Annotated in this window: 23 protein-coding genes; 6 read left to right on the forward strand and 17 right to left on the reverse strand. The window is 59.3% G+C overall.

Translation table 11 applies throughout. The annotated features are described in order from the left end of the window. Both QF010_RS31635 and QF010_RS31640 read left to right on the forward strand, forming a co-directional pair. Positions 1–221 (forward strand): hypothetical protein (locus QF010_RS31635; RefSeq protein WP_429534624.1); only part of this gene is annotated, 221 nt, incomplete at its 5' end. A gap of 26 nt (positions 222–247) precedes the next feature. Further along, on the forward strand, positions 248–1345 hold the full coding sequence (locus QF010_RS31640) for a polyamine ABC transporter substrate-binding protein (protein ID WP_008151822.1): 1098 nt from the start codon (positions 248–250) through the stop codon (positions 1343–1345). Positions 1346–1460: 115 nt separating this feature from the next. Here the strand turns inward: QF010_RS31640 and thpR are convergent, their stop codons facing one another. After that, positions 1461–2003, reverse strand: a complete 543-nt coding sequence (gene thpR / locus QF010_RS31645; RefSeq protein ID WP_033056473.1) for an RNA 2',3'-cyclic phosphodiesterase — start codon at positions 2001–2003, stop codon at positions 1461–1463. Between the two features lie 60 nt (positions 2004–2063). Between thpR and QF010_RS31650 the strand changes: the two genes are divergently transcribed. Continuing rightward, complete coding sequence (locus tag QF010_RS31650) at positions 2064–2258, forward strand: hypothetical protein (RefSeq protein WP_033056474.1); 195 nt, start codon at positions 2064–2066, stop codon at positions 2256–2258. Positions 2259–2272: 14 nt separating this feature from the next. Here the strand turns inward: QF010_RS31650 and QF010_RS31655 are convergent, their stop codons facing one another. Further along, positions 2273–2626, reverse strand: a complete 354-nt coding sequence (locus QF010_RS31655; protein WP_033056475.1) for a DUF1428 domain-containing protein — start codon at positions 2624–2626, stop codon at positions 2273–2275. A gap of 16 nt (positions 2627–2642) precedes the next feature. Then, complete coding sequence (locus QF010_RS31660; RefSeq protein WP_033056476.1) at positions 2643–3710, reverse strand: lipoprotein; 1068 nt, start codon at positions 3708–3710, stop codon at positions 2643–2645. A gap of 324 nt (positions 3711–4034) precedes the next feature. Between QF010_RS31660 and QF010_RS31665 the strand changes: the two genes are divergently transcribed. Then, positions 4035–4295: a hypothetical protein gene (locus QF010_RS31665; protein ID WP_033056477.1), complete on the forward strand. Its 261-nt coding sequence runs from the start codon at positions 4035–4037 to the stop codon at positions 4293–4295. On the opposite strand, the gene QF010_RS31670 is transcribed toward QF010_RS31665, so the two are convergent. From QF010_RS31670 to QF010_RS31695, 6 genes are all read right to left on the reverse strand, one after another. Next, positions 4267–5214: an NAD-dependent epimerase/dehydratase family protein gene (locus QF010_RS31670; RefSeq protein ID WP_033056479.1), complete on the reverse strand. Its 948-nt coding sequence runs from the start codon at positions 5212–5214 to the stop codon at positions 4267–4269. The two genes, QF010_RS31665 and QF010_RS31670, sit on opposite strands and share 29 nt — an antisense overlap. A 3-nt stretch (positions 5215–5217) precedes the next feature. Further along, positions 5218–6333 carry an HlyD family secretion protein gene (locus tag QF010_RS31675; RefSeq protein WP_033056480.1) on the reverse strand — a complete coding sequence of 372 codons (1116 nt, stop codon included), beginning with the start codon at positions 6331–6333 and terminating at the stop codon, positions 5218–5220. Between the two features lie 6 nt (positions 6334–6339). Beyond that, positions 6340–7191, reverse strand: a complete 852-nt coding sequence (locus QF010_RS31680; protein ID WP_197281734.1) for a hypothetical protein — start codon at positions 7189–7191, stop codon at positions 6340–6342. After that, positions 7191–8519 (reverse strand): glycosyltransferase family 2 protein, encoded by a 1329-nt coding sequence (locus QF010_RS31685; RefSeq protein ID WP_033056481.1) that lies wholly within the window; start codon positions 8517–8519, stop codon positions 7191–7193. Before QF010_RS31685 ends, QF010_RS31680 begins: the two co-directional genes overlap by 1 nt. A gap of 6 nt (positions 8520–8525) precedes the next feature. Next, positions 8526–9863, reverse strand: coding sequence for a TackOD1 domain-containing metal-binding protein (locus QF010_RS31690; RefSeq protein ID WP_488169048.1), 1338 nt, complete (start codon positions 9861–9863; stop codon positions 8526–8528). Positions 9864–10396: 533 nt separating this feature from the next. Next, positions 10397–11287: a LysR family transcriptional regulator gene (locus QF010_RS31695; protein ID WP_033056483.1), complete on the reverse strand. Its 891-nt coding sequence runs from the start codon at positions 11285–11287 to the stop codon at positions 10397–10399. A gap of 134 nt (positions 11288–11421) precedes the next feature. Here QF010_RS31695 and QF010_RS31700 point away from each other — a divergent pair, with 134 nt between their 5' ends. Continuing rightward, complete coding sequence (locus QF010_RS31700) at positions 11422–12852, forward strand: MFS transporter (RefSeq protein WP_033056485.1); 1431 nt, start codon at positions 11422–11424, stop codon at positions 12850–12852. 13 nt (positions 12853–12865) lie between these two features. Here the strand turns inward: QF010_RS31700 and QF010_RS31705 are convergent, their stop codons facing one another. The 7 genes from QF010_RS31705 to QF010_RS31735 form a co-directional block, all read right to left on the reverse strand. Beyond that, positions 12866–13306, reverse strand: a complete 441-nt coding sequence (locus QF010_RS31705; RefSeq protein ID WP_033056486.1) for a cupin domain-containing protein — start codon at positions 13304–13306, stop codon at positions 12866–12868. A 525-nt stretch (positions 13307–13831) separates the two neighbouring features. After that, entirely contained in the window at positions 13832–14767 is a 936-nt protein-coding gene (locus tag QF010_RS31710; RefSeq protein ID WP_429534625.1) for a Ppx/GppA phosphatase family protein, read from the reverse strand. 191 nt (positions 14768–14958) lie between these two features. Next, complete coding sequence (locus QF010_RS31715) at positions 14959–15777, reverse strand: CHAD domain-containing protein (protein WP_429534626.1); 819 nt, start codon at positions 15775–15777, stop codon at positions 14959–14961. 76 nt (positions 15778–15853) lie between these two features. After that, the gene (locus tag QF010_RS31720; protein ID WP_429534627.1) at positions 15854–16702 is read right to left on the reverse strand and encodes a sugar phosphate isomerase/epimerase family protein; all 849 of its coding nucleotides are present in this window, start codon (positions 16700–16702) and stop codon (positions 15854–15856) included. Between the two features lies 1 nt (position 16703). Further along, complete coding sequence (locus QF010_RS31725; RefSeq protein ID WP_429534628.1) at positions 16704–17945, reverse strand: NAD(P)/FAD-dependent oxidoreductase; 1242 nt, start codon at positions 17943–17945, stop codon at positions 16704–16706. Between the two features lie 18 nt (positions 17946–17963). Next, a complete protein-coding gene (locus QF010_RS31730) occupies positions 17964–18284 on the reverse strand; it encodes a MocE family 2Fe-2S type ferredoxin (protein ID WP_429510244.1) in 321 nt (106 codons plus the stop codon). A gap of 37 nt (positions 18285–18321) precedes the next feature. Beyond that, positions 18322–19434 carry a fatty acid desaturase family protein gene (locus QF010_RS31735; RefSeq protein WP_429510245.1) on the reverse strand — a complete coding sequence of 371 codons (1113 nt, stop codon included), beginning with the start codon at positions 19432–19434 and terminating at the stop codon, positions 18322–18324. Positions 19435–19616: 182 nt separating this feature from the next. Between QF010_RS31735 and QF010_RS31740 the strand changes: the two genes are divergently transcribed. After that, on the forward strand, positions 19617–20666 hold the full coding sequence (locus QF010_RS31740) for a substrate-binding domain-containing protein (protein ID WP_429534629.1): 1050 nt from the start codon (positions 19617–19619) through the stop codon (positions 20664–20666). A gap of 186 nt (positions 20667–20852) precedes the next feature. Here QF010_RS31740 and QF010_RS31745 read toward each other — a convergent pair whose 3' ends face one another. Further along, complete coding sequence (locus QF010_RS31745; RefSeq protein ID WP_429510246.1) at positions 20853–22901, reverse strand: sigma-54 interaction domain-containing protein; 2049 nt, start codon at positions 22899–22901, stop codon at positions 20853–20855. Positions 22902–22904 lie beyond the last annotated feature (3 nt).

A 22904-nucleotide genomic window follows, 5' to 3' on the forward strand; every position in this document is an offset into this window, starting at 1 on the left:
ACCGGGTAGCAGTGTTCAAAAGCAGGTTGAATGTGGGGGCGAGTCCATACATAGCAGCTGGCGAAGCCTGCGTTCGGCTGCGAAGCAGTCGTAAAACCTGCGAATTCAATCTTCCTGAAAGAACCGCAGTGTCTGAATTCACGACTGCTTCGCAGCCGAACGCAGGCTACGCCAGCTGCTACAAGGGGGGCGCGAAGACTGCAATTGTTTTGCGTATTTGAATAAAAAAAGAAATGGAGTTGTACCGATGAAAATGTTTGGCAGGACTCTGCTGACACTGTCCTTATTGGGCGCAATGGCTACCGGCGCCCAGGCCAATGACAAGGTACTGCGCGTCTACAACTGGTCGGATTACATCGCCCCGGACACCGTCAAGAAGTTCGAAGACGAGACCGGCATCCGCGTGACCTACGATGTGTTCGACAGCAATGAAACCCTTGAGGCACGGCTGCTCGCCGGCAAATCCGGCTACGACATTGTCGTACCGTCCAACAGTTTCCTGGCCAAGCAGATCAAGGCAGGCGTCTATCAGGAACTGGACAAGTCAAAGCTGCCGAACTGGAAAAACCTCAACCCGGTCCTGCTGAAAAACGCTTCCGCCAGCGACCCGGATAACGGCCACGCCTTCCCGTACATGTGGGGCTCGATCGGCATCGGCTTCAACCCGGAGAAGGTCAAGGAAGTGCTCGGTAGCAACGCCCCGACCAATTCCTGGGACTTGCTGTTCAAACCGGAAAACGCCGCCAAGCTGAAAGCCTGCGGCATCAGTTTCCTTGATTCGCCGACCGAGATGCTCCCGGCCGCCCTGCACTACCTGGGTTACCCGGTGAACTCGCAGAACAAGGATCAGATCGCCGAAGCTGAAGCGCTGTTCATGAAGATTCGTCCGTCGGTGGCGTATTTCCATTCGTCGAAATACATCTCCGACCTGGCCAACGGCAACATCTGCGTAGCGGTCGGTTACTCCGGCGATGTGCTGCAAGCCAAGGCGCGCGCGCAAGAAGCGGGCGATAAGGTGAAGGTCGACTACAGCATTCCCAAGGAAGGCGCGGGCAGTTTCTACGACATGGTCGCGATTCCTCGGGATGCTGCGAACGTGGAAAACGCCTACCTGTTCATGAACTTCCTGATGCGTCCGGACATCATCGCCGAGATCACCAACAACATCGGCTACAGCAACGCCAACGCGGCGGCCACACCGTTGGTGGATGAAGCAATTCGGGATGATCCGGGTTCGTATCCGTCGCAGGCTGTGATGGCGACGTTGTATGCGATTCCGGACATGCCGATCGGCGTTCAGCGGGTGATGACCCGGGGCTGGACGCGGGTGAAGCTCGGTAAGTAATTCAAAGATTTCCGTTCACGCAGCGCCTTACCACCGCTGCACTCCTATCTGCAGAACGGCCTCACCTGGCTTCCTCGGTTAAGGTGAATTTGGGCGCCCTCCTCGGGCGCTTTTTTTATGAGGAAACGAGCGGCCACTCGGCCAGCGCTCGGTAGCGGCCTTTATGGGATTCGAACAAGGTGAAATGATCGGCCCGCAGATAGAACTCGGGCGGCGTCGCGGACTCTGGCACCGGCACTCGGTAATCACGCATCAGCGTCAGATGCGGCCGAAACTCCTTCTTCGGCGAATCCTCAAACCCGAACGGCAGCATGGCCTGCTCAAGCGCATACACCAGCCGCAGCAACTCCGGTGATGCCTGCTCCGGAGCGAGCACCAACACCCCTGCCCTGCGCCAGACATCCAGCCGATCAAGCGCAACCCTCAAAGGCACACCCGGTGTTCGAACATTGGCGGCAGCCGTGCAGATATCGGCAATCTGCGCCACCTCGACAGCGCCCAAAAACATCAACGTCAGATGAAAGTTTTCCACCGGCACCGGGCGCCCGCTCCTGAGCCCAAGTGCGCTGCGCCATTGGGCAATGGCCCGACGTTGCTCGGGCGTGCAGTTCAGGGCAAAAAACAGCCGTTTTAACGGCTCATGGGATTCGTCGCTCATCTCTGGCACCTCCTGACATCCAAGTTATAGTTCATGCAAACGATTCAACTGGAGGGGGCCATGCGAGAGATCATCAGCAAGGAACCATGGTGGGCCGTGCCGCCGAAACCCGGTCAGGACGAGTCCGAGCTGGAATGGGGCTGGCTGGTTCATTACAACGAAGGTGAGCCGCGCTTTGAGTTCATCAAGGAGCGGCCGACGGACAGCGAGATTCGTAATCGCAAGAGTTGCAGGATCACCCCGACGCCGGAGTGATCCTGTCGTTTATTTCAGGCTTTTACGATCATTTCGAACCCGCCAAAGATCAGCCTTTGACCATCGAACGGCATCGGGTTGACGTCCTGCTGCATGCGCGGATCGGTCATGATTTTTTCCATGCCTGCATCGCGGGTGGCCTTATCGGGCCAGATGATCCAGGAAAACACCACGGTTTCGTCTTCCTTGAGTTTTACTGCCATCGGAAACGAGGTCACTTTGCCGTCAGGGACATCGTCGCCCCAGCATTCGGCGACGCTGAGGGCGCCGCTTTCCTTGAAAAGGACAGCGGCGGTTTCGGCGTGTTTCTTGAATTTTTCGCGGTTGGCGGTGGGTACGGCTGCGATGAAGCCATCAACGTAAGACATGGTCATTCTCCTTGGGTTATGGGGCGTTCTGCTGGTTAGTCGATTCCTTCGGCCCCCAATCGACAGATCCGCTGCCCGAACTGACCGACGGTACTTCGGCGCTCCCCGCCAGATTGCCCTCGATCTGCGCCGCCATGTACAACGTACCCGCCATCACGCCGGTGGTCGGATTTTGCACCAGCTTCAGCCAGGCCTTGTCGAACGTGTTACCCAGGCTGCTGCGAATCAGTGCCTCGCTGTCCGGCCGGTCATTGGCCTGGATAAGCGCGCGAATCCCCGCCACCCCCACGGTAATCAATCCCCCGGCCAATTTGCCCGCTGCGGCGGCCACTGCACTGGCCGCTCCTCGCGGGGCCATTTCGGCTTCCATCCGTTGGCTGGCGCGTTTGGCCACCGGCGCCATGGCGGTGTCTGTCGAACCCACGCCCTTGTCACCGCCCGCCTTGTGGATCTTCTCGATCAGCGCCGCATAGGCCGGCAAGGTGTTCAGCGGCTGGGTGTGAACCACTTGATACAGCGAGGCGTCCCGGGCCGGCGGTGGCCCGAGGGCGATGGCGGGGATTTTCTGGATTCGGCCATTGAGCTGAGCCATCGGCACGCCGTGACGCTGGGAGATTTTCTGCAATTCTTCCTGAAGAATGTCCACGTAGAACGCCGTCGCCTGGCCAAGAATCGCGTCGGGATCAATCTCCACCGCGACCGGCGCCAGCACGCGCTCTTGGTATTGCTCCAGCAGATAAGCCGCCAGGCGCTTGGCCGAGGCATCTTGCTCGCCCTTGGCGCTGATCGTGTACCAGCTGACCTTCATCGACAGCCATTCCTGGGTCCAGTAACTGCTGAACCAGGGGATGAAGTTCTCTTCAGTCAGTTGATAGACCCGTGTTCGCCAGTAATCCATGGCCCCGCGTGCGTAGATTTTGGTCTGCTCGGTGGCCGATTGCGACGCCGCGACAATCTCCTGATCCACCCTCTGCCAGGTGCTTTGGGAAACAATCACCGGCACCACTTGCACCGGCGCACGCTCAGGCGTGGCGCATCCCGCCAGCACCACCAACAGCGCGACGATCAGCGAACGCACGTTCAAGATCGCGGTTCCTACAGACTTGCCCGAACGGGATGTCCGGTGTTCAAAGGCCTATTAATTTGAGTATAGGTGTCGGTGTTTGTTCGCTTGGGGTTGAGGGTGTTCTTCAGGCCGCGATGTTCCCACCATCACTTATGTCGATATTCACCATCGCAGCGAAGGCCTTCCGCTCAAAAACCGTCAGCGTAGGATCAGCCTTAACCCAACGCAAAACCCCGCATCGGAGGGGCGAATCATGATTATCCATCTCCTGACCTGCCTGGCCCTGACGGCCGTCACGCTGAGCATTTTTTCCTGGTACGTCCTGTCTGAGGAGCGCACGTCATGATTCACTCCGTGACCCTGGCCGTGAGCTTTGCGGTGTTCGGCAATAACTCCTATTCCCAATCCTTCGTTTCCCGCAAAACGTTCGAACTGGTGTTCGACAAAAACTTCGAGGCGTTGCTGATGCCATCCGCCACCAATCACTTCAACAATGAAGTGATCGGGCTCAACGATCAGTTCCGCTTCCTGAGCGATGTGCTGGAAGAGCACCTGCTGGCGACCGAGCTCGCCGCTACCGCCCGCCGGAATCAATACTTCTGAGCAGTTGACCCAGCCCCTCGGTAAAACAGGTCGGTGAACTCAAGGAAAAACGCTCAAGCAGGCGACGGTTGTCGGCGCGCGAATGTTTGATGTCACCGGAACGCGGCGCGTCGTGGTTCAACGTCACGGGGCGTCCCAGGAGTTCGCTTAACGTCGCCACCAGTTCGTTAACGCTGGTGGATCGGTTAAACCCGACATTGACCGGTTCGATCATCGGCTCTGACTCAGCGACCGCCTGTACCAGGACCTTTACCAGGTCATTGATGTAAACAAAATCCCTTGTTTGCTCCCCATCACCGTAAACCGTGATGGGGAGTTTTTTTTGCGCCCGCTCGCTGAAAATGCTGATGACACCGGAGTAAGGCGATGAAGGGTCCTGACGGGGTCCGTAGATATTGAAAAACCGCAGAATGACCGGCTCGAGACCGTGTTGGCGGCGGTAGAAATCAAGAAAATGTTCGCTGGCCAGTTTGTCGGCGGCATACGGGGTCAGCGGATTCTTGGGCGTGTCCTCGGTAATCGCCATGCCCTCGCCATTGTTGCCGTAGATCGCCGCACTGGACGCGTAAACCACCCGTCTTACGCCAGCCTGACGCATGGCTTCGCAGATATTCAGCGTCCCGACGAAATTGCTTTGGTGAGTCGCAACCGGGTCATCGATCGACGCCTGCACCGAGGCCACCGCCGCCAGATGCACCACCGCGTTGCAGTCTTTCATCGCCCGTTCCACCGTCGGCGCGTCGGCGACATCCCCCACCACCAGGGTCAAATGGCAGCGATCAATCGGCAAGTTCGACAATTTTCCACTGGAAAGATCGTCCAGAACCCGAACGCTATAACCGCTTTCCAGCAGTGTTTCGACCAGGTGCGAACCGATGAAACCGGCACCGCCCGTCACAAGAATTCGATCTGCAGTCATGATTTATTTACTCCCCTGTGCGGTAGTGGGTGTTCGATCCATTGCAATGAAGTCGCCTAATTGCTCGATGAGTTCACGGCTGTTACTGACCATTTGTTGCCAGTCGGTGGGAAAGCGCACATTCAACGGCAGTTGATCGATTCTCCAGCGCGGCGGCAGGGGGCGATCAAACCGGGCGGCGACCTGCAAACCCATTTCGCTGGCAGCGAACGGCCCACGCAACACCGTCGGCGTGCGACCGGCGCTGTCGACGGCCTGGACAACATGGGCCGGCAACCACTCGCCATCGGGCATGCGCACGCGCAGCGGCTGGCCAATCGCGGCGTAGCTGATGTTCAGCGGTTCCAGATAAATCCACAGCAGAGGCTCTTCCAGCCGCTCAAGACGCATCAACAACGTGCCGGCACCGACGTTTTCGCCGGGCGTGACCAACACCTCCGCAATTCGACCGCTCTGCGCAGCCTTGACCGACAACGCGGCGAGGCGCGTCTTCAACCACTGTTGCTCGGCGGTCTGTTGAATAATCTCGCGCTCAACGCTCAACGGCGACTGACGAGCCAGTTGCTCGCGGCGCTCGAACGCCAACAGGTCGGCTTTAAAAGCGTCGAGTTCGGACTGAGCAGCCAGTACTTCTCCACGCGAGACGGCGCCTGATGTGACGAGGTCTTCAAGCACCTGCACGCGCTCCTCCGTCCTGCTCACTCGGGTCCTGAGCAACTGACGCTCCCTGGTGTCCAGTTTGGCGTTGGTGGTGGGCACCGCCTTGGTCGGCATCGCGGCGAGCTGCGAGAGCCGCGCACGCCATTCGGGATTGTCGAGGCTGACCAACGGCTGATCGACCTGGACCTGCTCGCCGGCCATGACGAACAGCTGATCGACCCGCCCGGCATCCCGTGCGCGCACTTCAAGAATCGGCAGGCGCAATTGCGCCGGTGCGTCGATCATCAACATGCCGTAAGCCAGCTTCCCTCCCAGCCAGATCAAGGGACTCGCGACCAGGAACAGGATCAAATACCAACGCACGCGAAACGCCATGCGTTTGCCCGGCGCATAGAGCACAGTCAAACCCTGTTCCTGGGTGGGGTTCAGTTCTTTGCGACTATCGAATCGAATCTTCATGACGGCTCACCGTTTTGGAAAGTCTCGCCAGGCTTGCCAGTCAATGCCGACAATCCCCCAGGGTTGCAGCTGTTCGCGCCAGACACTGGTCTGGTGCTGCAACTGCTCAGGTGACGCGCCGGCCCAGGATTCCGTGGCATCCAGTTGCGGCTCCGTGCTTTGCGCCAGGCGAAACTGCAGATCGGGCCAGCGTTGAGCGATCTGCTCTGCCATTCGTGCGCTGTTTTTCGGGTTACGGGTGTAGATCATCAGGCTGACCTGACGCACGCCCGCCCCGGGAAGCGCGCACGGCAGGCAGGTTTTTCCGGGTTTTGCCTCAGCGAACCAGCGATGATGGCTGGAGATTTCCACCGGCCATGGGCTGGCTGCGGAGGCGGCGCGCAAGGTATCGAGCAAATCCTTCAAGCGCTGATCCGGGACCGGCACGCCCAGTTGTTCGAGTTCCAGGTCCAGGTGCAGGCTGGTGAATGAAAGCCCCTTCAGCTTCGCCAACAAGTCGGTGAGCTGATGGCGTCCCTGCGGCTCGATCCACGCCGGATCGCCGAGCAACAGGCTGACTTGCACCCCCTTGCCGGCCGCGTCCCGGAGCAATTGCTCCAGCCGTTGGCGCGTCGTGGCAAGGTCCTTCAACTGGGCGGACTTGAGGCCAAGGTAGATCTTGTCCATCCCGGCTTTACGCAGTTGCTCGAGCTCCGCCTTGCGTTGATCGGGATCGAGCAACGCTTCGCTGTCCCAGACATAACTGGCCTGTGACCATTGGCTCGACGGCGCCCCCGCCGCCTGAGCCGGCAGTGCTTGTACGGCCAGTATCGTAGGGGGCAACGACAGCGTCAGCAGCAGAAGTATCGATCGCATCATCAAAACCTCGTGGCTCGTTTAAGCACCCACCACGGTGCCATAGAGCTTTCTTCGTGGCCCCGGCGAAAGATCTCGTTGAGCATGGCCACTGCGCTCCAGCACCGCAGGAGTAGCATGAACAGCGGAAAGAAAGGCACCAACAACCCCAGGGTCATGTCCTTTGCAGGTCGGTCGGAGACCATCAACAACATGGCGCCGAACAACAGCGCGGTGATCGTCAGGTACAGCGCATAGATCAGTACAAACAGAAACAACAGCGTCTTGCCCGGCAGAACAAATAACGCCAGCAAGGTGTAGCTGAAGATGAGGAACGGCAGCACCAGCTGAAAAAAGAAGCCGCTGAGCAGGATCATCAGAAAGGTCGGCCAGCCCAACAAGCTGGGGTTGATGTTGTGGTTGTGCTTTCTGATGTAGAGAAAAAACAGGTCGCCATCCCAGCGTAAGCGCTGCATCAGGAACTGACCGAGCGTCGACGGTGCATCGGTGTGTCCAATCGCTTCCGGCTCGAAGGGAATCCTCAAGTCGTGTCGCTTGAAGTAACTTTTGATGCGCAACGTCAGGTCCAGATCCTCCGCGGTGTGGGTGTTCCAGCCACCGATTTTCACCAGAAAGCTGCGGCGAAATGCCCCGAACGCCCCCGAGACGTTATTGACCAGGTTCCATTCGGCCAGGCCGATTTTCGACATGTGGATGGATAGCAGGTATTCCAGCGCCTGCATCGCGGTCACCCAGGACGCCCAGACATTGCGCACTCGCAGGCTACCGGCGACCGCAGGCACCGACGGGTCCTCGAAGTGCCGCACGATGGCGCTGACCATGTTGTTGTCGAAGGACGTGTCACCATCAAGCGCCATCACGATTTCACCGCTGGCAAGCGACAGGCCGGCGTTCAACGACGACACCCGCCCGCCCCTCTGCCACTTGGCGATCGGACGCAAATGGCGCCGGGGGTACAACTGCGGATCCACGCTAAAACTGCGCACGGCGCTGAGCGTCGGCTGGTTCACCGTGGCCCCGTCCACCACCGGAATCATCTCGATGTGGCCGGGGTACGTCTGCTCGCACAGGCTTAACAGCGTGGTCTGTACATCCATTCCCTCGCTGTAGCAGGTAATGATGCAAGAGACCCTTGGCCGATAGACACTGATCTTCGGTACACGGGTGCGCCGACGTGTGAACCAGCGCAACACCCCCAACATCACCATGATCATCAGGGGTAATTCAAAGATCAGAAACAAGGGGAAAAGCATGAAGAACAACCGGCTCAAACCATCCGGCCCCATCAGCGCACTGAGTGCGTTGTAAAGTTGCTCCAGTAAAGGGCTCATGGCGGGTCACGCCAACTCACTGGCCAGACGGGCCAGGAGTAGTTCGCCATCTTCTTGCTCGAGAAGATCCTGGGGCGCCGTGATGCTGACGACACGCAGGGAAATGTCACTGACCTCCGGTGCTGAAAACAACTCGGCGACCCGGCCCAAGCGTTGCTTGACGGTCTCCAGGCCCTTGCCATCGGTATGGGGAAGCATGATCCAGAAGTACTCTTCGGTACTTCGAGAGCAGCGGTCTGTTTCCCTGACGGTTTCCTTCAACCGATCAGCCACGCTGTCGATGAAGGCATGGCCGTGGTGTTCACCCAGGCGAGTCAACGTGCCGGCCAGGTTGACGAAGCGCAGACCGAGCAGTGAGAAGGCAGGCGACTGGTAGCGGCGTACGACCTGCATCTGCCAGGTCAGCAGGTCATAGAAATCCTTGCCGCCTAACAGATTGAGTCGACCGAAGTGACGGACCGTTTGATCGCTGAACTCCTGGCGGCAGCGGAAACGGCCGGCCTCGGCCAGGCGGAAATCTCTGACCTCGCGTACTCGCAACTTGTCAGGCGTGTGCGACAGGCCGCAATCCAGGCAGCGCGCCTGCACGTCGGCATCGACAAAAAACGCCTGACATGAGCGACAGCGATAGTTCTCCATCGGGCGGTCGTAATCACTGCCGATATGGCGCAACCGGTTCAAGCAGTTGGGGCACAACAACACCCCGTCTTTGAGAAAGGATTCCTGTGGCCCCACATGCCCACAGGTAAAGCAGTGCAATGAAGGCTGCCGTGAAATGTCCAGGGCCTGACATTCGGCACACACATCAATGTAATTGAGCCGGCCCGAGCCACACTCCGAACACAAGCGAACGCGATCGACCAGAACCCCCTCTTGCAGCCAGTCCTGCTGCACCATCAAGCTGAGCCAGACAAACGAGTTGACCTGCTCGTTATCAGCCAGGGCGTCCAGCAGCGGATAGCGATAGTGCTGAGGCACCTCCGGGTCTCGAAGGGCATAGATGTGAGCGCTGTCGCGCAACCACAACCATGAAAGCACCCGACTTTCAAAACGCTCGGGGGCAGAACCTCGTTTGAACAACCTGTAGCGTTCTTGCCATATCCCCCAGAGGGTTCTTATTTCGCTGGATTCGACAGGGCATGCGCCATCACCCAAGGCTTCGCACCAGCCGTTCTGATCACGGCAGCAGTAAATGAGGCTGTAACGATATGGGTGAAGGGTGCGCAACTTTCGAAGCACCCGCCCGGAATAAACCGCGGGCAGGTCCAGCAGCACCACATCAAATGCGGGTGCAGCCAACAAGCTGCCCAGATCGGCGAAGTGCTCAAGCTCCGGAAGATTCAAGCTTGGAACTCTATTACCCAGTATCGCAATCCGTGGAGTTGGAGTCGTCATGACGCACGGCCTCTACAGACAGACAAGTACGGTTAAAAGGAGTTAGAAACACTAGCACCGCATCAGAAATACGTCAGTATTATTATGAAGTTATTTTTCTGATATGTCGGCTGCCAATATTCTGCCACTACCCCTTATTGGATCCCTGACTTACCCTCCGTGTTTCAGCCTGTTAAATCGCCTGATTACTAGAAAAATAATTATTTATATTTCATAAGGTTATACACACTAAGTAACTCAGGCTTTACAACTATACTCACTACTAGTTAATCGCCACCATTGATAGCGTTGCGCCATTTAATGGTATCAGCAGTTAATTCCCATTTACGCAAAAACCTTTCGGCTACCGCACCTATATTAATAAGTTCAAAGTATTTTTATACCAAAATTACTTACATGTAGAACCAGAACACCCATGCAATAGTTCCACGTATGAAACAGCATAGTTTCAATAATGAACATCAGATCAAATCTGACAATTTTTAATCGGAACAAACCTCTCGAAGACAACCGCGCAACCAGCGATGCACAGGGTCGGCATCCAGCCGCGGATGCCAGAGCATGGCAACGGTGAACGCCGGAAGAGGCAACGGCAGCGCAAAGCTGTGCATGCCGGTGCGCAGGCTGGCAGTGTGGCGTTCGGGAACGCTGGCGATCAGATCGGTGGCCCGGGCGAGCGCCAGCGAAGTGGAAAAGCCTGCAACGATGGTTGCTATCTGCCGCTCCAGGCCCAGGCGCTCAAGGGCTTCATCAATGGGTCCTTTGTCGAGCCCCCGCCGAGAGACGCTGATGTGGCTGCCTGCGGCAAAACGCGAGGGGGTTATCTCGCCTTCGCTTAGCGGATGCCCCATTCGCACGACGCCAATAAATCGATCCCGAAACAAGCCTTGGGTACGCAATTCCGGGCCAGCGGCTGTGCCCACCACACCCGTTTCCAGATCGACCGTCCCGTCGCGCAGTGACGCACTGTCTTTGTCGGGTTTGTGCATGAAGCGCAGCCGCACGCCAGGGGCTTGCTTGGCGACGCGGGCAATCAGTTCCGCGCCGAAATTCTCGACAAAGCCTTCACTGGTACGCAGCGTGAATGTGCGGCTCAGCTGGCTGAGGTCGGGTTGCTCGGCAGGCCGAAGGACCGCTTCGGCGTCCTGCACCAGCTGACTGACCCACTCGCGCAGTTCGAGCGCTCGCGGAGTGGCAACCAGCCCCCGCCCGGCCCTGACCAACAGCGGATCGCCGGTGGTTTCACGCAATCGCGCCAGCGCCCGGCTCATGGCCGACGGGCTCAGCCGCAAGCGCTTGGCGGCGCGGGCCACGCTGCCTTCGGCGAGCAGCACATCAAGGGTGATCAGCAAATTGAAATCGGGAGTAGACATGCAGCGCCTCGCGGCAGAGTGATATGGCGTTGAACGCACGTATCAAGTGCAAACGGTGCGCCTTCCGCCATGTTAGGCCGGGGCGTAGATTTCTGATAGCTCCACTTCGGGAGTGGTCAGAAAAGAGGAACAGCATGAAATCACTCAGTGCAGTCGCAGAGCGTGCGCAACAGACACCGTCGGTTCGGTGGGCGCTGGCCAGTCTTTCGCTGTCGATGCTGCTGTCCTCGCTCGGCACCAGCATCGCCAATGTGGGTTTGCCGACTTTGGCCCAGGTGTTTAACGCTTCCTTCCAGCACGTGCAGTGGATTGTCCTCGCCTACCTTCTGGCCATTACCACCCTGATTGTCAGCGTCGGTCGGCTCGGTGACATCACAGGCAGACGGCGGCTGCTCTTGACCGGCATTGGCGCGTTCACCCTGGCGTCGGCCCTGTGCGGCTTTGCGCCCACACTCTGGATGCTGATTGGCGCCCGGGCACTGCAAGGAATCGGTGCGGCAATCATGATGGCGCTGACCATGGCCTTTGTCGGCGAGACCGTGACGAAGGCAAAAACCGGCAGCGCCATGGGCTTGCTCGGGACGATGTCGGCGATCGGCACCGCGATGGGACCGTCGCTCGGTGGCCTGTTGATTGGCGGGTTCGGCTGGCGGGCGATCTTCCTCATCACCGTACCGCTGGGCTTGCTGACACTGGTACTCGCGCATCGCTACTTGCCCGCCGATCGCCAGAAGCCCAAGACCGATCGCGCTGGTTTCGACCCGCTGGGCACACTGCTGCTTGTATTGACGCTCGCCGCTTATGCGCTGGCCATGACCCTTGGCCGAGGCAGTTTCGGTCCGTTCAACATCGCCTTGCTGTTGGCGGCGGGCGGCGGCGCCTGCCTCTTTGTATTCACCGAGGCTCGCGTCACCTCACCGTTGATTCGATTGGCGATGTTCCGCGATCCCGTGCTCAGTGGCAGCCTCGCCATGAGCCTGCTCGTCGCGACCGTGATGATGGCGACGCTCGTGGTCGGCCCCTTCTATCTCGCGCATGGGCTGGGGCTCGATGCCGTTCTGGTAGGACTGGTTTTGTCGGTCGGGCCGTTTGTCGCGGCACTGACGGGGGTCCCAGCCGGCCGTATTGCCGACCGCTTTGGCGCCCAACGCATGACCCTCGCCGGGCTCGTGGCCATGGCGACTGGATGCCTCACGCTGTCGATATTGCCGGAGACGTTCGGCATCGGCGGCTATCTCTTGCCCATGGTCGTGATAACCATCGGCTATGCCCTGTTCCAGACAGCCAACAACACGGCGGTCATGGCGGAGGTTCAGCCGGACCAGCGAGGCGTCATCTCCGGCCTGCTCAACCTGTCGCGCAACCTGGGGCTGATCACGGGGGCATCCGCCTTGGGCGCGGTGTTCGCGCTCGCTTCGGCCTCGGTCGACATTGCAACGGCGCGACCCGAAGCGGTGGCCAGCGGTCTGCGGATCACCTTCGCCGTGGCGCTGGTGCTGATCTCTTTCGCACTGACCATCGCGCTGGGAAACCGCGCGCTGGCCGTGCGTCGTGACCGCCGGTAACCCGACAGGTCGTTTACTTTTCCAGTACGACCAGTGGCGTGTCTTTTTTCACAATGTACGTCGCCAGCTCAGACGCTTTGTTCGCGCCAACATTCTTCGCAACGTGCGCGGTGCCTGCGGGGATGTACAAGGAATCGCCCGCCTTGAGCGTTACAGGAGGCTGACCCTCGAGTTGATATTCAAACGTGCCTTCAATGACGTGGGCCACTTCCACCCCGGGATGCGAGTGCTTGGGGGACACCACACCTGGCTCGAAATCAACGCGGACCTGAATCACTTCACGCCCGGTGACGTCGAGGTCCTGGCGCAGCAGATCGGTGCGGTGAAGACCTGCCTGCCAGCTTTTTGCCGCAGGCGCCTCTTCTGCTTGAGAGAGCCCCGCGAAGGCGGTGAGTGACGCGGCAACGGCGATGCCGAGCATGCCAGCGCAGATACGGTGGTTGAAACGGGACATGGGCATTTCTCCAATGGGTGCGCGGAGAGTCGCGCGGAGCTTGCCGCGGATGCGGTGGCTCTATTTGGAGGCCGCCGTGTATCGCGCACGTGTCGCCAATGCCCTGGATTTGTATGTGAAGGTAGCTGCAGGTGCGCGGGATACGTTCCGATACAAACGGACCCTGCGGGCACGAAAAAGCCCGCACAAGGCGGGCTTTGTAAATCGAGTAGGTGGCCGGTGCTGGTCTCCGGCTTACAAGGTTTATCAGGCTTCCCACAGAACAGTTTTGTGCTGTCCTGCTTCACACGGCATAAGGGCTGGATCTCAGCGCGGAGATCTTTCTAACCGTGTACCCTTCGGAACGCGCCCCACGTTTCCTCGCCATCCGCTTGCGCATCAGTCTGCGTCTTCACCTACACGTTCAAGATTAGTACAAAGTGCACAGCGCAAGGCGGACTTTTTAGAACGATTTTGCCCCGTCGAAAGAGCGGAAGGATGGAAAAATACTAACAGCCGTGACACACCTCATTGACGCGCTCGCTGTCAGTGTTGACTCATCAGACCATGAAGAACGCCAAACCTCAGCCCCGGCTCGGAAGGCGTCATCTGCGAGACACCAAACACCTTGAATGCCGCCAGCATGAGCACCAGACCTCCAGGCAAGATACTTTGGCGATGGGGTTGCAAGCCCGCCAGGCCAAGTTGTTTGACATGCCCCACTTCAAGCAGGCGCAACGACAGGCGCAACAGACCACTGTAGGTGATGCCGCTTTCGCCATAGTCGTTCAACCCGTTGGCCTTGAGGACTTTGGCCAGCATCCGTGCGGTGCCTGAAGAGCCAATCACCTGCTGCCAACCCAGCGTGCGATAACGACGTGCGACTTTTTCAAATTGAACAGTGGCTACGCGCTCAGCCTCCAGGAGCGCCTGCGCCGTGATACAGCCACCCTGAAAGTAACGCGTGCCGAAGTTGCCGCTGCCTATGGCAATACTCTCGGTCATCAAGGGCTGAGCGCCCTGCCCCAGAATCAATTCAGTGGAACCGCCACCGATATCCACGACCAGTCGTCTGTTTTCGGTACCGGGTATCGTATGAGCCACACCGGCGTACACCAGTCGGGCCTCTTCATGCCCAGAGATGACATCAATCCGAAACCCCAGGTGCCGCTCCGCGCTGGCCAAAAACAGTTGCGCATTGTCGGCTTCGCGCACGGCACTGGTCGCCACCGCCCGCACTCGACCGGCCTCGAAGCCGCGTAACTTTTTGCCGAATCGCGCGAGCGCTTGCCATCCCCGATCCAGAGCCAACTCGTCCAGCGCGCCACCTTGAAACCCCTCCGTTAAACGGACAGGTTCACGCAGAGTTTTCACTTCCTGGATCACGAAGCCCTGACGCCGTCTGACTGACTGGCCGATCATCATGCGAAACGCATTAGAACCAAGGTCAATGGCTGCAAATAGAGAGGCGTCTCCTTTCATGGGGGATTCCTTGCAAGCTGAGCGCGCTAGGCGGTTTGCGAGGATCTTGCCATGGGGTCGATGACGCTAAGATGACACCCGCTACCCTTTACGGATGAGCAGACACCAGGATCGCGGGTCTTGAGGAGGTGATCGTCGATGGACGCAAAAAATGTGTCACAGCGCTGTAACTTTCGACAGGCATACTCGGGCTATACAACGCGTGCTCGTTCTTCTGCTGCCCCTTTAGGCGGCTTTTTTTTGCCTGATGATTTTGGCAGCCGTTTTGACAGATCGACCAATTGGATCTCGGCTTTGCCGAGCGCGGTTGCTGCGCAGCTCTGCCATATCTTTTCCAGCGGGCGCAGGTCGGATTCGATCAGCGCCTTCTGGCACCATTGATAGTGGTCATGCCAGGTGCCCAACGCCGATTGCAGTGCCTTGAGCGCACTCGCCGCTTTACCCGACAGCGGTGAAAGACTGGGAAACGCTTCCGTCAGGTAGCGCGTGCGCTTGACCAGGATTCTCAACTCGTGCCGATCAAAACCAACGTCATCCACGGCCGCATGCAGCCGGTCAATCTGCTTTATCAGTGCTTTTTCGATTTGAGGCTGGACGTGTTTTAAACCGCCGCTGGCTTCCACTGATCGAAAAATGGAAGGCCACTCATCCAATTGAATGAACAGGTTCTTGAGGGCCGGACTTTTCAGAATCCAGGAGTAGTGAGAGGCCAAGCGCGCTTTTCTGAGCTGAGCCTGGGCAGGAAAGCCCCTGCCCTCCAGTTCCTCAATTATGACCTCCAGATCCCGAGCGGGTGTAGTCAGCCGTCCCACCTCAGCTGCGGCGATGTTCAGAGCTGCCACCTGGCTCATGGAGCGCATCGGTCGGAGCAAACTCCTGATACGCCTCACGGCAATCCTGAGATCATGCAGAGCTTCGCTATCAGTTCGTGCCTCCAACCGAGCACGGGCGTGGTACAGGGCAACCTGAAGGGCCAGTATCTCAGCAACGAACTTGTCGACGAATGCCATTCTGTCATCTCATTGAAACGCGATGGACAGGAGATTAGCAGTGGCCAGTGCGTTCGACCTGTCTTGCATTAATAAATCAGTGACCCTTGTGTGGTCGTACCTGACACTCCTTCCAGACCTCGCGCATCAGCTCCTTCAGCATCAACGCCTCGGCCCAGCGATCGGTAATATCACCTCCGTCGGCACCCGTGATTGCATACGGCGGCGGACCGAGTTCACAGGTGAAGGACAGGCTGGCAGGTGTGTTCGATCGGGCCAGCCAATCCTCGATCCCATAGCTCCACCAGCTCAGAAAACGCTCCAGCCAAGGTCGGTGCTGGGCGAAGCTCAAGGGCACCTGGACCTGTTCGCCATTGGCGACACGACCATGGAAACCCCAACTGTGACGCAGGATGGTATGGATCTGCTCGTCGTCCTCGGTGGTGGCCGGCTCTGGCAGTTCGCGGCCCACGATATAGTGGGACAAGTCGGCCAACAGTTTGAGATCGGGCATTTCAGCGAGGATGTCGAGGGTGAACAACAGGTCGCTGGTGAGGCGATAACGGTGGGTTTCCAGCAAGATCGGAAAATCCACCTGCTCGGCCAGGCGCTGCCAGCCTTCGATCAGCTGGATCGCTTGCGTCAGCGTGCGCGGCCTCACGTCGGCTTGCAGCGTGAGGTGGTGGCAGCCGTAGCAGGAGGCGACATCAATCGCTGCGGCCAGATCATCCACGGTGCGGGGGAACAGCTGACCTTCGATTTGCAGGCCCTGCTCTTTGGCAGCGGCGCTCAGGCGTTTGGCCTGTTGCGCGACCCAGAAATGGTCGGTGATTCCGTCGAAGCCGGCGGCAGCGATTTTCTCCAGCTGCGCTTCCAGGGGAAGGTCGCATTGGCCGTGCTGATCCTGCATGGCCCATAGGGACTGAAATACCAGAAATTCACGCATGTCAGCTCCTGAGCAATTGTTTGAGCGGCACACCGGCATCGGCCAGCGCTTCCGCCGAGAGGGGGTTATGGCTGGTGATCAGCCGTTCGCACAATTTGATGTCCTTGGCCACGCTATTGCCCTGGCCCCAGCCGCAAGCACCTTGCAGGCGCCGCTCGGCATCGAGGTAGAACAACAGGAAACCACCGTCCTGGGTTGTCCGGCTCACCGTGGGTTCGGCGTTCGAAATCACGCCCACGATCTGCAGCCCCCAGTCGTACTGATCAGACCAAAATCCGGGAATGACCTCGAAGGACTGCTCGCCGCCCAAGAGATTCAAAGCGGCGTGATGGCCTTGGGTCTCGGCGTTGCGCCAGGTTTCCTGACGCTGGAAAACGCCTTGCGGGTGCAGCTGAAACTCACAGACATCGCCCGCCGCAAAAATGTCAGGCGCGCTGGTGCGCAACTGGGCATCGACACGAATGCCCTGGCCGACCTCGATCCCCGCGGCTGCGGCTAATTCAATGTTGGGTTGCATGCCGATGCCCACGACCACCAGGTCGCAGGGCAGAAGCTCGCCGTCGACCAGTTGCACCGCCTCGACGCAAGTGTTGCCTCGCACCGCCTCAATCACCACGTTCAAACGGACGTCCACGCCTTGTCTGCGATGCAGTTCCAGCAGGACGCTGGACAGTCGCTCAGGCAACACCCGTCCCGCCAGACGCGGTCCGGCTTCGAGCAAAGTAACCGAGCAACCCAAGGCGCGGGCGGTCGCAGCGACTTCAAGTCCGATGAAGCCGCCGCCGATGATCACCAACCGAGCACCGGGCCGCAACGAAGCGCGCAGTGCCAGCGCTTCGTCGTGGGTCCGCAGGTAAAGCACGTTGCCCAGATGCTCGGGTACAGAGGCCAGTCGCCGCGACCGCCCTCCCGTGGCGAGCAACAGACGCGCATAGGTCAGCCAGCTACCGTCGGCCAACTGCAGACGATGCTGCTGCGGGTCCAGGTTTTTAACCGGATTGCCGGCCAGGTGTTCGATCTCCAGTTCGGCGAGTCGAGCGCTGTCGCACAAGCTGTAACCCGCCAGATCTACCGTGCCCTGCAACAATCCCTTGGACAGCGGCGGACGTTCATACGGAGGGTGAGACTCGTCGCCGATCAGGATCAGGCGACCGCTATAACCTTCAGCACGCAGGGTCAGCGCCGCGCGGCCACCCGCATGCCCGGCGCCGACGATGACCAGTGGAGCATTGGCAGAATTCATGGCACAGACTCCCTGCATTTAAACCGTGACGGCGAGCAGAACACGCCCCGCCTCGACCCGCACCTGATAGGTCTTGAGGTTGACACACACCGGTGCGCCAAGGGCTTTGCCGGAGCGGTAGTCGAAGCGCCCGTTGTGCTTGGGGCACTCGATGACATGCTCCATCACCAGGCCATCGGCCAGGTGGATGGACTCGTGGGTGCACAGGCCCGCGGTGGCGAAGAACTCGCTGTCGGCGGAGCGGTAGACGGCATAGGTGTGCTGGCCGTGGTCGAAACGAATGACGTCTTCTTCATTAATCTCGCCCACGGCACATACGTCGATCCATTGATCGGTCATGGTGCTTTCTCTTTTTAGTGGTACAGACAGGAAGGTGTCAGGCCGGCGTTACTTCAGATTCCGCCCGGGCGGTTGCGGCAGGTTCTGCGCGCTGTGGCAAAGGGCGACGGATGAAATACGTCGGGTCTTTGCGCTGCTTCCAGATAGTCGGGAGGATTTCCTTGAAGGCCTCGAACAGGCTGGTGTACGGCGGTGGGCAGTCGTGGCGGATCTCTTCGTGAAGCTGCGCCAGCGCATGAAACGGCACCATCGGATACATGTGGTGCTCAAGGTGATAGTTCATGTTCAGGTACATGAAGCGCATCACCGGCCCCATGTAAATCGTGCGGCAGTTGCTGCGGTGATCGAGCACGTCCTCGGCCAGGCCGACATGCTGCGTCAGGCCGAACAGGTAGGACAGCCAACCGCCATAGAGGGTTGGCAGACCGATAAACATCAGCGGCAACCAGCTTTGCAGATACAGCGCAGCGACCACGACAAGCCCATAAATCACCAGCCAGACGCGCGCGTCTCTCACCACCTTGGGCCACTCGGATTCCGGGATGAACGTTTGCTCTTCTTCATCCATCCGCCCGACTGCATGCCGGCAGACTGACCCCATCGTCTTCAACGCGTAGGGCATCCTGAACAGGCTCAGCACCATATTGATCAGGCTCGGCGGACGCGGCTCGACGATCTCAGGATCGCGGCCGACGATGATGGTGTCGGTGTGGTGCCGCGCATGGCTCCAGCGCCAGACTTGGGGTTCGAACATGAACATGAAGCTCGACAGCTGGTAGACCGCATCATTCATCCAGCGGGTTTTGAACGCCGTACCGTGACCCGCTTCGTGCCAGCGGGCATTGGATGCGGTGCCGTAAAGCAGCCCATAGACGAAGAAGAACGGAACGCAGGCCCAGGAGCCCCAGAACCAGTAACCACCGAAGCCAGTGACGACCATCGCCAGCAACCAGATCGCGGTATCGCGCAAAGCCGGGCCGTCGCGGCGCTGCATCAATTCCTTCATGCGTTTACGGGAAATGGGCGATTGGTACCAGTTGGCCGAGACCAAACCTTTTTGCGCCGCTTTGGCGGCTTCGGGACCGAGCAATCGATAATCCCGAGGCACGGGTTTACCGCGGTTTTCATAGGCTGCGTTTTGTTCAGGCATTTTATTGTTCTCCGCAAGCTTGATGGTTTTAGGCACTTGCTTCGATGCGGGATGGCACCGTTGGAGAAAAGATAGAGAGCGCACTGATTACCCTCAAGCCCTTGAATACATTCCCTATCAAGCTATCATCCAGGCCCAGCAAGGCTTGATAGTTTTCTATCAAGGCGATTTCGGGACCCGCCATGAACAACACTAAACGCCCCACCATCGCCACGGTCGCCGAACACGCTCGGTTGAGTGTCGCCACCGTCGACCGGGTACTCAATGCCAGGGCGCCGGTCAACCCGGCCACCGCCGAGCAGGTATTCCAGGCCGCTGAAGCGGTCGGTTATTTCGCTGCCCGGCTGATCGGTCAGCGGATCCGCGAACGGCGTCCCAGCTATCGTTTCGGCATCCTCTTGCTCGGTACCGCCCAGGCGTTCTATTCCAATGTTGCCGCCGCCATCACCGAAGCGGCGCAGCGTCAGACCGGCGCCAACCTGAGCTGTCAGTTCGAGTACGTATTCGATCGCACACCGAGCGCCATCGTTGCTCAAATTGAACAACTGGCCGTGCAGTGCGATGGCCTGGCAGTGGTCAGCTTCGCTCACCCGCTGATCAACGCCGCCATCGCCCAGATCAGAGAGGCCGGCGTGCCGGTAATTGCCCTGCTGTCCGACATTGATGAGGCTGAGAATGAGCCTTACGTCGGCCAGGATAATCTTGAGGTCGGGCGCACCATGGGCTGGCTGATGGCCCACACCTGTGGTGCACGCAAAGGCAGCATCGGGGTGTTGCTCGGCGGCCACCGTTTTCTCGGGCATCAGGCGCGGGTCGAGGGGCTGCGCAGTTACCTGGCGGAGCACGCACCGGGGTTGCGGCCGCTTGAAGCGGTGATCAACCTGGACAATTGCGACATCACCGAAGAGGCGACCCTGGAACTGTTGGCCCGGCATGACGATTTGCGGGGTTTGTGCGTGGTCGGCGGTGGCGGCGACGGCATCATCAGTGCCCTGTCGCAGTTACCGAAGCGGCCGTCGCTGTGCTGCATTTTGCAGGAGTCGACCGAGCTGTCACGCCAGGCTTTGTCGCAGGGTTTGATCAGTTTGGTCATCGATTCCCAGCCGCGATTGCTGGCGACGGCGCTGGTCGATTTGCTGGTGGAATTGCAGACCACGCCGGACTTCGATCCGGCCCGGCATCGGGTCCATATTCCTTTGCAGATTGTCACTTCAGAGAATGCCCGGCCTTAAACCTTAATCCTGTGGCGAGGGAGCTTGCTCCCGCTGGGCTGCGTAGCAGCCCAAAACCAACCATTGAGTTCTGGCTGGAAGACTGCGATAGCACTCGTGGGGTCGCTGCGCGACCCAGCGGGAGCAAGCTCCCTCGCCACACGGTTGTTTTTCAGTCAGCAACAGATGGGGGAATTCCGATGTCCGTCAGAGATTGGGCCCTGCACGAAAAGCCTCGGCACTCAGCCCAAACCGATTCATCTTGTTGTACAGCCCGCCACGAGAAACGTTCAGCTGTCTGGCGGCCAGGCGGATGTTGCCGCGGGTATCCTTCAGGGCCGCAATGATCGCATTCATTTCATGGGCACCAAGGTCCAGGGCGGCCCGGGGTTCGGGCACATTTCCCGGCGCCGACGGCCGTTGCCCTTGCTTGATTTCAAGCGGTAGATCAGCTGGCTGGATCAGTTCGGTCACGGCGAGGTTGGTCGCCCGTTCAATGGTGTTTTCCAGCTCACGAACATTACCCGGCCAGTGGTAAGCCGACAGAATATCCAGCGCCTCTGGCGAGATGCCTTGCACCGATTTGCGCAGCGACCGGGCGCAACGGCTGAGAAAATGTCGCGCCAGCAACGGCACATCCTCGCGGCGCATCCGCAATGGCGGAACCGTCAGGTTCAGGACGTTGAGCCGATAGTAAAGATCCTCGCGGAAGGCTCCTTCAGCCACCGCCTGACTCAGGTTGCGGTGGGTGGCAGCGATGATGCGCACGTTCACCTGCTGCGATTTTTTCGCGCCCACGCGCGTCACCTCGCCTTCTTGTAAAACGCGCAGCAGGCTGACCTGGGCATCAAACGACATGTCACCGATTTCATCGAGGAAGATCGTTCCGCCATCAGCCAATTCGAACTTCCCGGCAGAGCCGCCGCGGGCCGATCCGGTGAAGGCGCCTTCGACATGACCGAACAGTTCGCTCTGCACCAGATCGCGCGGAATCGCCCCGCAATTGACGGCCACAAATGGACCGCTGCTACGGTCACTGGCGTTATGAATCGCTTGGGCGAACAGCTCCTTGCCGGTACCACTTTCACCCAGGATCAGCGCGGTCGAATCACTGCGACTGGCTATCCGCCCCAGGTGCAACGCGTCCTGAATGGCGCGCGAACTGCCCTGAATGGTCTCGAAGGTGTAGCTGGCTTGAGTACCGATAATCCGGCGAGTAATTTCCCGGATGCGCCGGTTCTCACGCAACGAAACAATACGTCCACCCTGCTCCAGCGAGCACACGGACACCAGGCACGCCAGTTGACTGCGATCATGCAGCTCAAATGTGCAATCCAGATCCCGCAGACCTTCCCCGCCACGCAGCAGAATCTCATCAGTCAATTCGCTCTGACCCAGGCGCTGGAACGGGCTGCCCAGCAGATCCCGGCCCACGCGAAACAATTGGCGGGCGTAACGGTTGAGCGCCTTGATGCAGCCCCGCTCATCCAGCACCACCAGCCCCTCATTGAGCACTTCAAGCACGGTTTGTTGTTCTTCCAGCAATGCTTGCAGCGCCATCTGCCGCGAGACCGCTTCGGCCGCCGCCTGGACGGTGCCCAGCGTATGGAAATGAAACCAGCCCGGCTCGGCGGTCAGGGTCAGCATGGCCAGTGTCCGGCCCTGCGCATCCCTGATCGGCGCGGCGGCACAATGCATGCGCCGCCGACGCAGGCCGACGCCGAAATTTTCCTCGGCCAGCACATACACCAAGCGGTCTTCGGCAAGCGCCAGCCCCGTGCAGTTGGTGCCTTGCACCGACTCCAGCAGCCGGCTGCCCACCGGCGTGAGGTCCAGGCCGCAGAAATACAGCGTCGTCCCTTCGGCATCGGTCAGGTTGATATGGCCCCTGGGGTTGTAGGCCAGCAACCCGCGCATGACCTCCGCCGCCGCCGTGATCAACACACGATTGGCCGCCAGCGTTGCAGCCAGCACCTCGGGGGTGACAAATCGGTACTGACCATCATCAGGATCGAGGCCGGCACTGACGCTGCGCAACCAGGAGTCCCAAATAATCTGCCTGACCCCGGCAGGTCGGTCGGTGCGACCGTTCAGGCACGCCAGCCAGGCCTGCTCCAGCTCAGCGATCGGTCCTTCGTTTAACGATGCCGGACCGAGCGCCGTAATGTAATCGAGGTCTTGCACGCTGAAGGCCATTGGCTGTGGGATCACCGCTTGCTTCCTATGTTCATATTTTCGACATGTCAGTATAGACATGTC

Source organism: Pseudomonas silensiensis, assembly GCF_050434865.1.
Lineage (GTDB): Bacteria > Pseudomonadota > Gammaproteobacteria > Pseudomonadales > Pseudomonadaceae > Aquipseudomonas > Aquipseudomonas fluorescens_W.

Excerpts from the sequence above, each read along its gene's own strand:
- QF010_RS31640 (WP_008151822.1), top strand. The coding sequence starts at position 248 with ATGAAAATGTTTGGCAGGACTCTGCTGACACTGTCCTTATTGGGCGCA.
- thpR (WP_033056473.1), bottom strand. The coding sequence starts at position 2,003 with ATGAGCGACGAATCCCATGAGCCGTTAAAACGGCTGTTTTTTGCCCTG.
- QF010_RS31650 (WP_033056474.1), top strand. The coding sequence starts at position 2,064 with ATGCGAGAGATCATCAGCAAGGAACCATGGTGGGCCGTGCCGCCGAAA.
- QF010_RS31655 (WP_033056475.1), bottom strand. The coding sequence starts at position 2,626 with ATGTCTTACGTTGATGGCTTCATCGCAGCCGTACCCACCGCCAACCGC.
- QF010_RS31665 (WP_033056477.1), top strand. The coding sequence starts at position 4,035 with ATGATTCACTCCGTGACCCTGGCCGTGAGCTTTGCGGTGTTCGGCAAT.
- QF010_RS31670 (WP_033056479.1), bottom strand. The coding sequence starts at position 5,214 with ATGACTGCAGATCGAATTCTTGTGACGGGCGGTGCCGGTTTCATCGGT.
- QF010_RS31675 (WP_033056480.1), bottom strand. The coding sequence starts at position 6,333 with ATGAAGATTCGATTCGATAGTCGCAAAGAACTGAACCCCACCCAGGAA.
- QF010_RS31680 (WP_197281734.1), bottom strand. The coding sequence starts at position 7,191 with ATGATGCGATCGATACTTCTGCTGCTGACGCTGTCGTTGCCCCCTACG.
- QF010_RS31685 (WP_033056481.1), bottom strand. The coding sequence starts at position 8,519 with ATGAGCCCTTTACTGGAGCAACTTTACAACGCACTCAGTGCGCTGATG.
- QF010_RS31695 (WP_033056483.1), bottom strand. The coding sequence starts at position 11,287 with ATGTCTACTCCCGATTTCAATTTGCTGATCACCCTTGATGTGCTGCTC.
- QF010_RS31700 (WP_033056485.1), top strand. The coding sequence starts at position 11,422 with ATGAAATCACTCAGTGCAGTCGCAGAGCGTGCGCAACAGACACCGTCG.
- QF010_RS31705 (WP_033056486.1), bottom strand. The coding sequence starts at position 13,306 with ATGTCCCGTTTCAACCACCGTATCTGCGCTGGCATGCTCGGCATCGCC.
- QF010_RS31710 (WP_429534625.1), bottom strand. The coding sequence starts at position 14,767 with ATGAAAGGAGACGCCTCTCTATTTGCAGCCATTGACCTTGGTTCTAAT.
- QF010_RS31715 (WP_429534626.1), bottom strand. The coding sequence starts at position 15,777 with ATGGCATTCGTCGACAAGTTCGTTGCTGAGATACTGGCCCTTCAGGTT.
- QF010_RS31720 (WP_429534627.1), bottom strand. The coding sequence starts at position 16,702 with ATGCGTGAATTTCTGGTATTTCAGTCCCTATGGGCCATGCAGGATCAG.
- QF010_RS31725 (WP_429534628.1), bottom strand. The coding sequence starts at position 17,945 with ATGAATTCTGCCAATGCTCCACTGGTCATCGTCGGCGCCGGGCATGCG.
- QF010_RS31730 (WP_429510244.1), bottom strand. The coding sequence starts at position 18,284 with ATGACCGATCAATGGATCGACGTATGTGCCGTGGGCGAGATTAATGAA.
- QF010_RS31735 (WP_429510245.1), bottom strand. The coding sequence starts at position 19,434 with ATGCCTGAACAAAACGCAGCCTATGAAAACCGCGGTAAACCCGTGCCT.
- QF010_RS31740 (WP_429534629.1), top strand. The coding sequence starts at position 19,617 with ATGAACAACACTAAACGCCCCACCATCGCCACGGTCGCCGAACACGCT.
- QF010_RS31745 (WP_429510246.1), bottom strand. The coding sequence starts at position 22,901 with ATGTCTATACTGACATGTCGAAAATATGAACATAGGAAGCAAGCGGTG.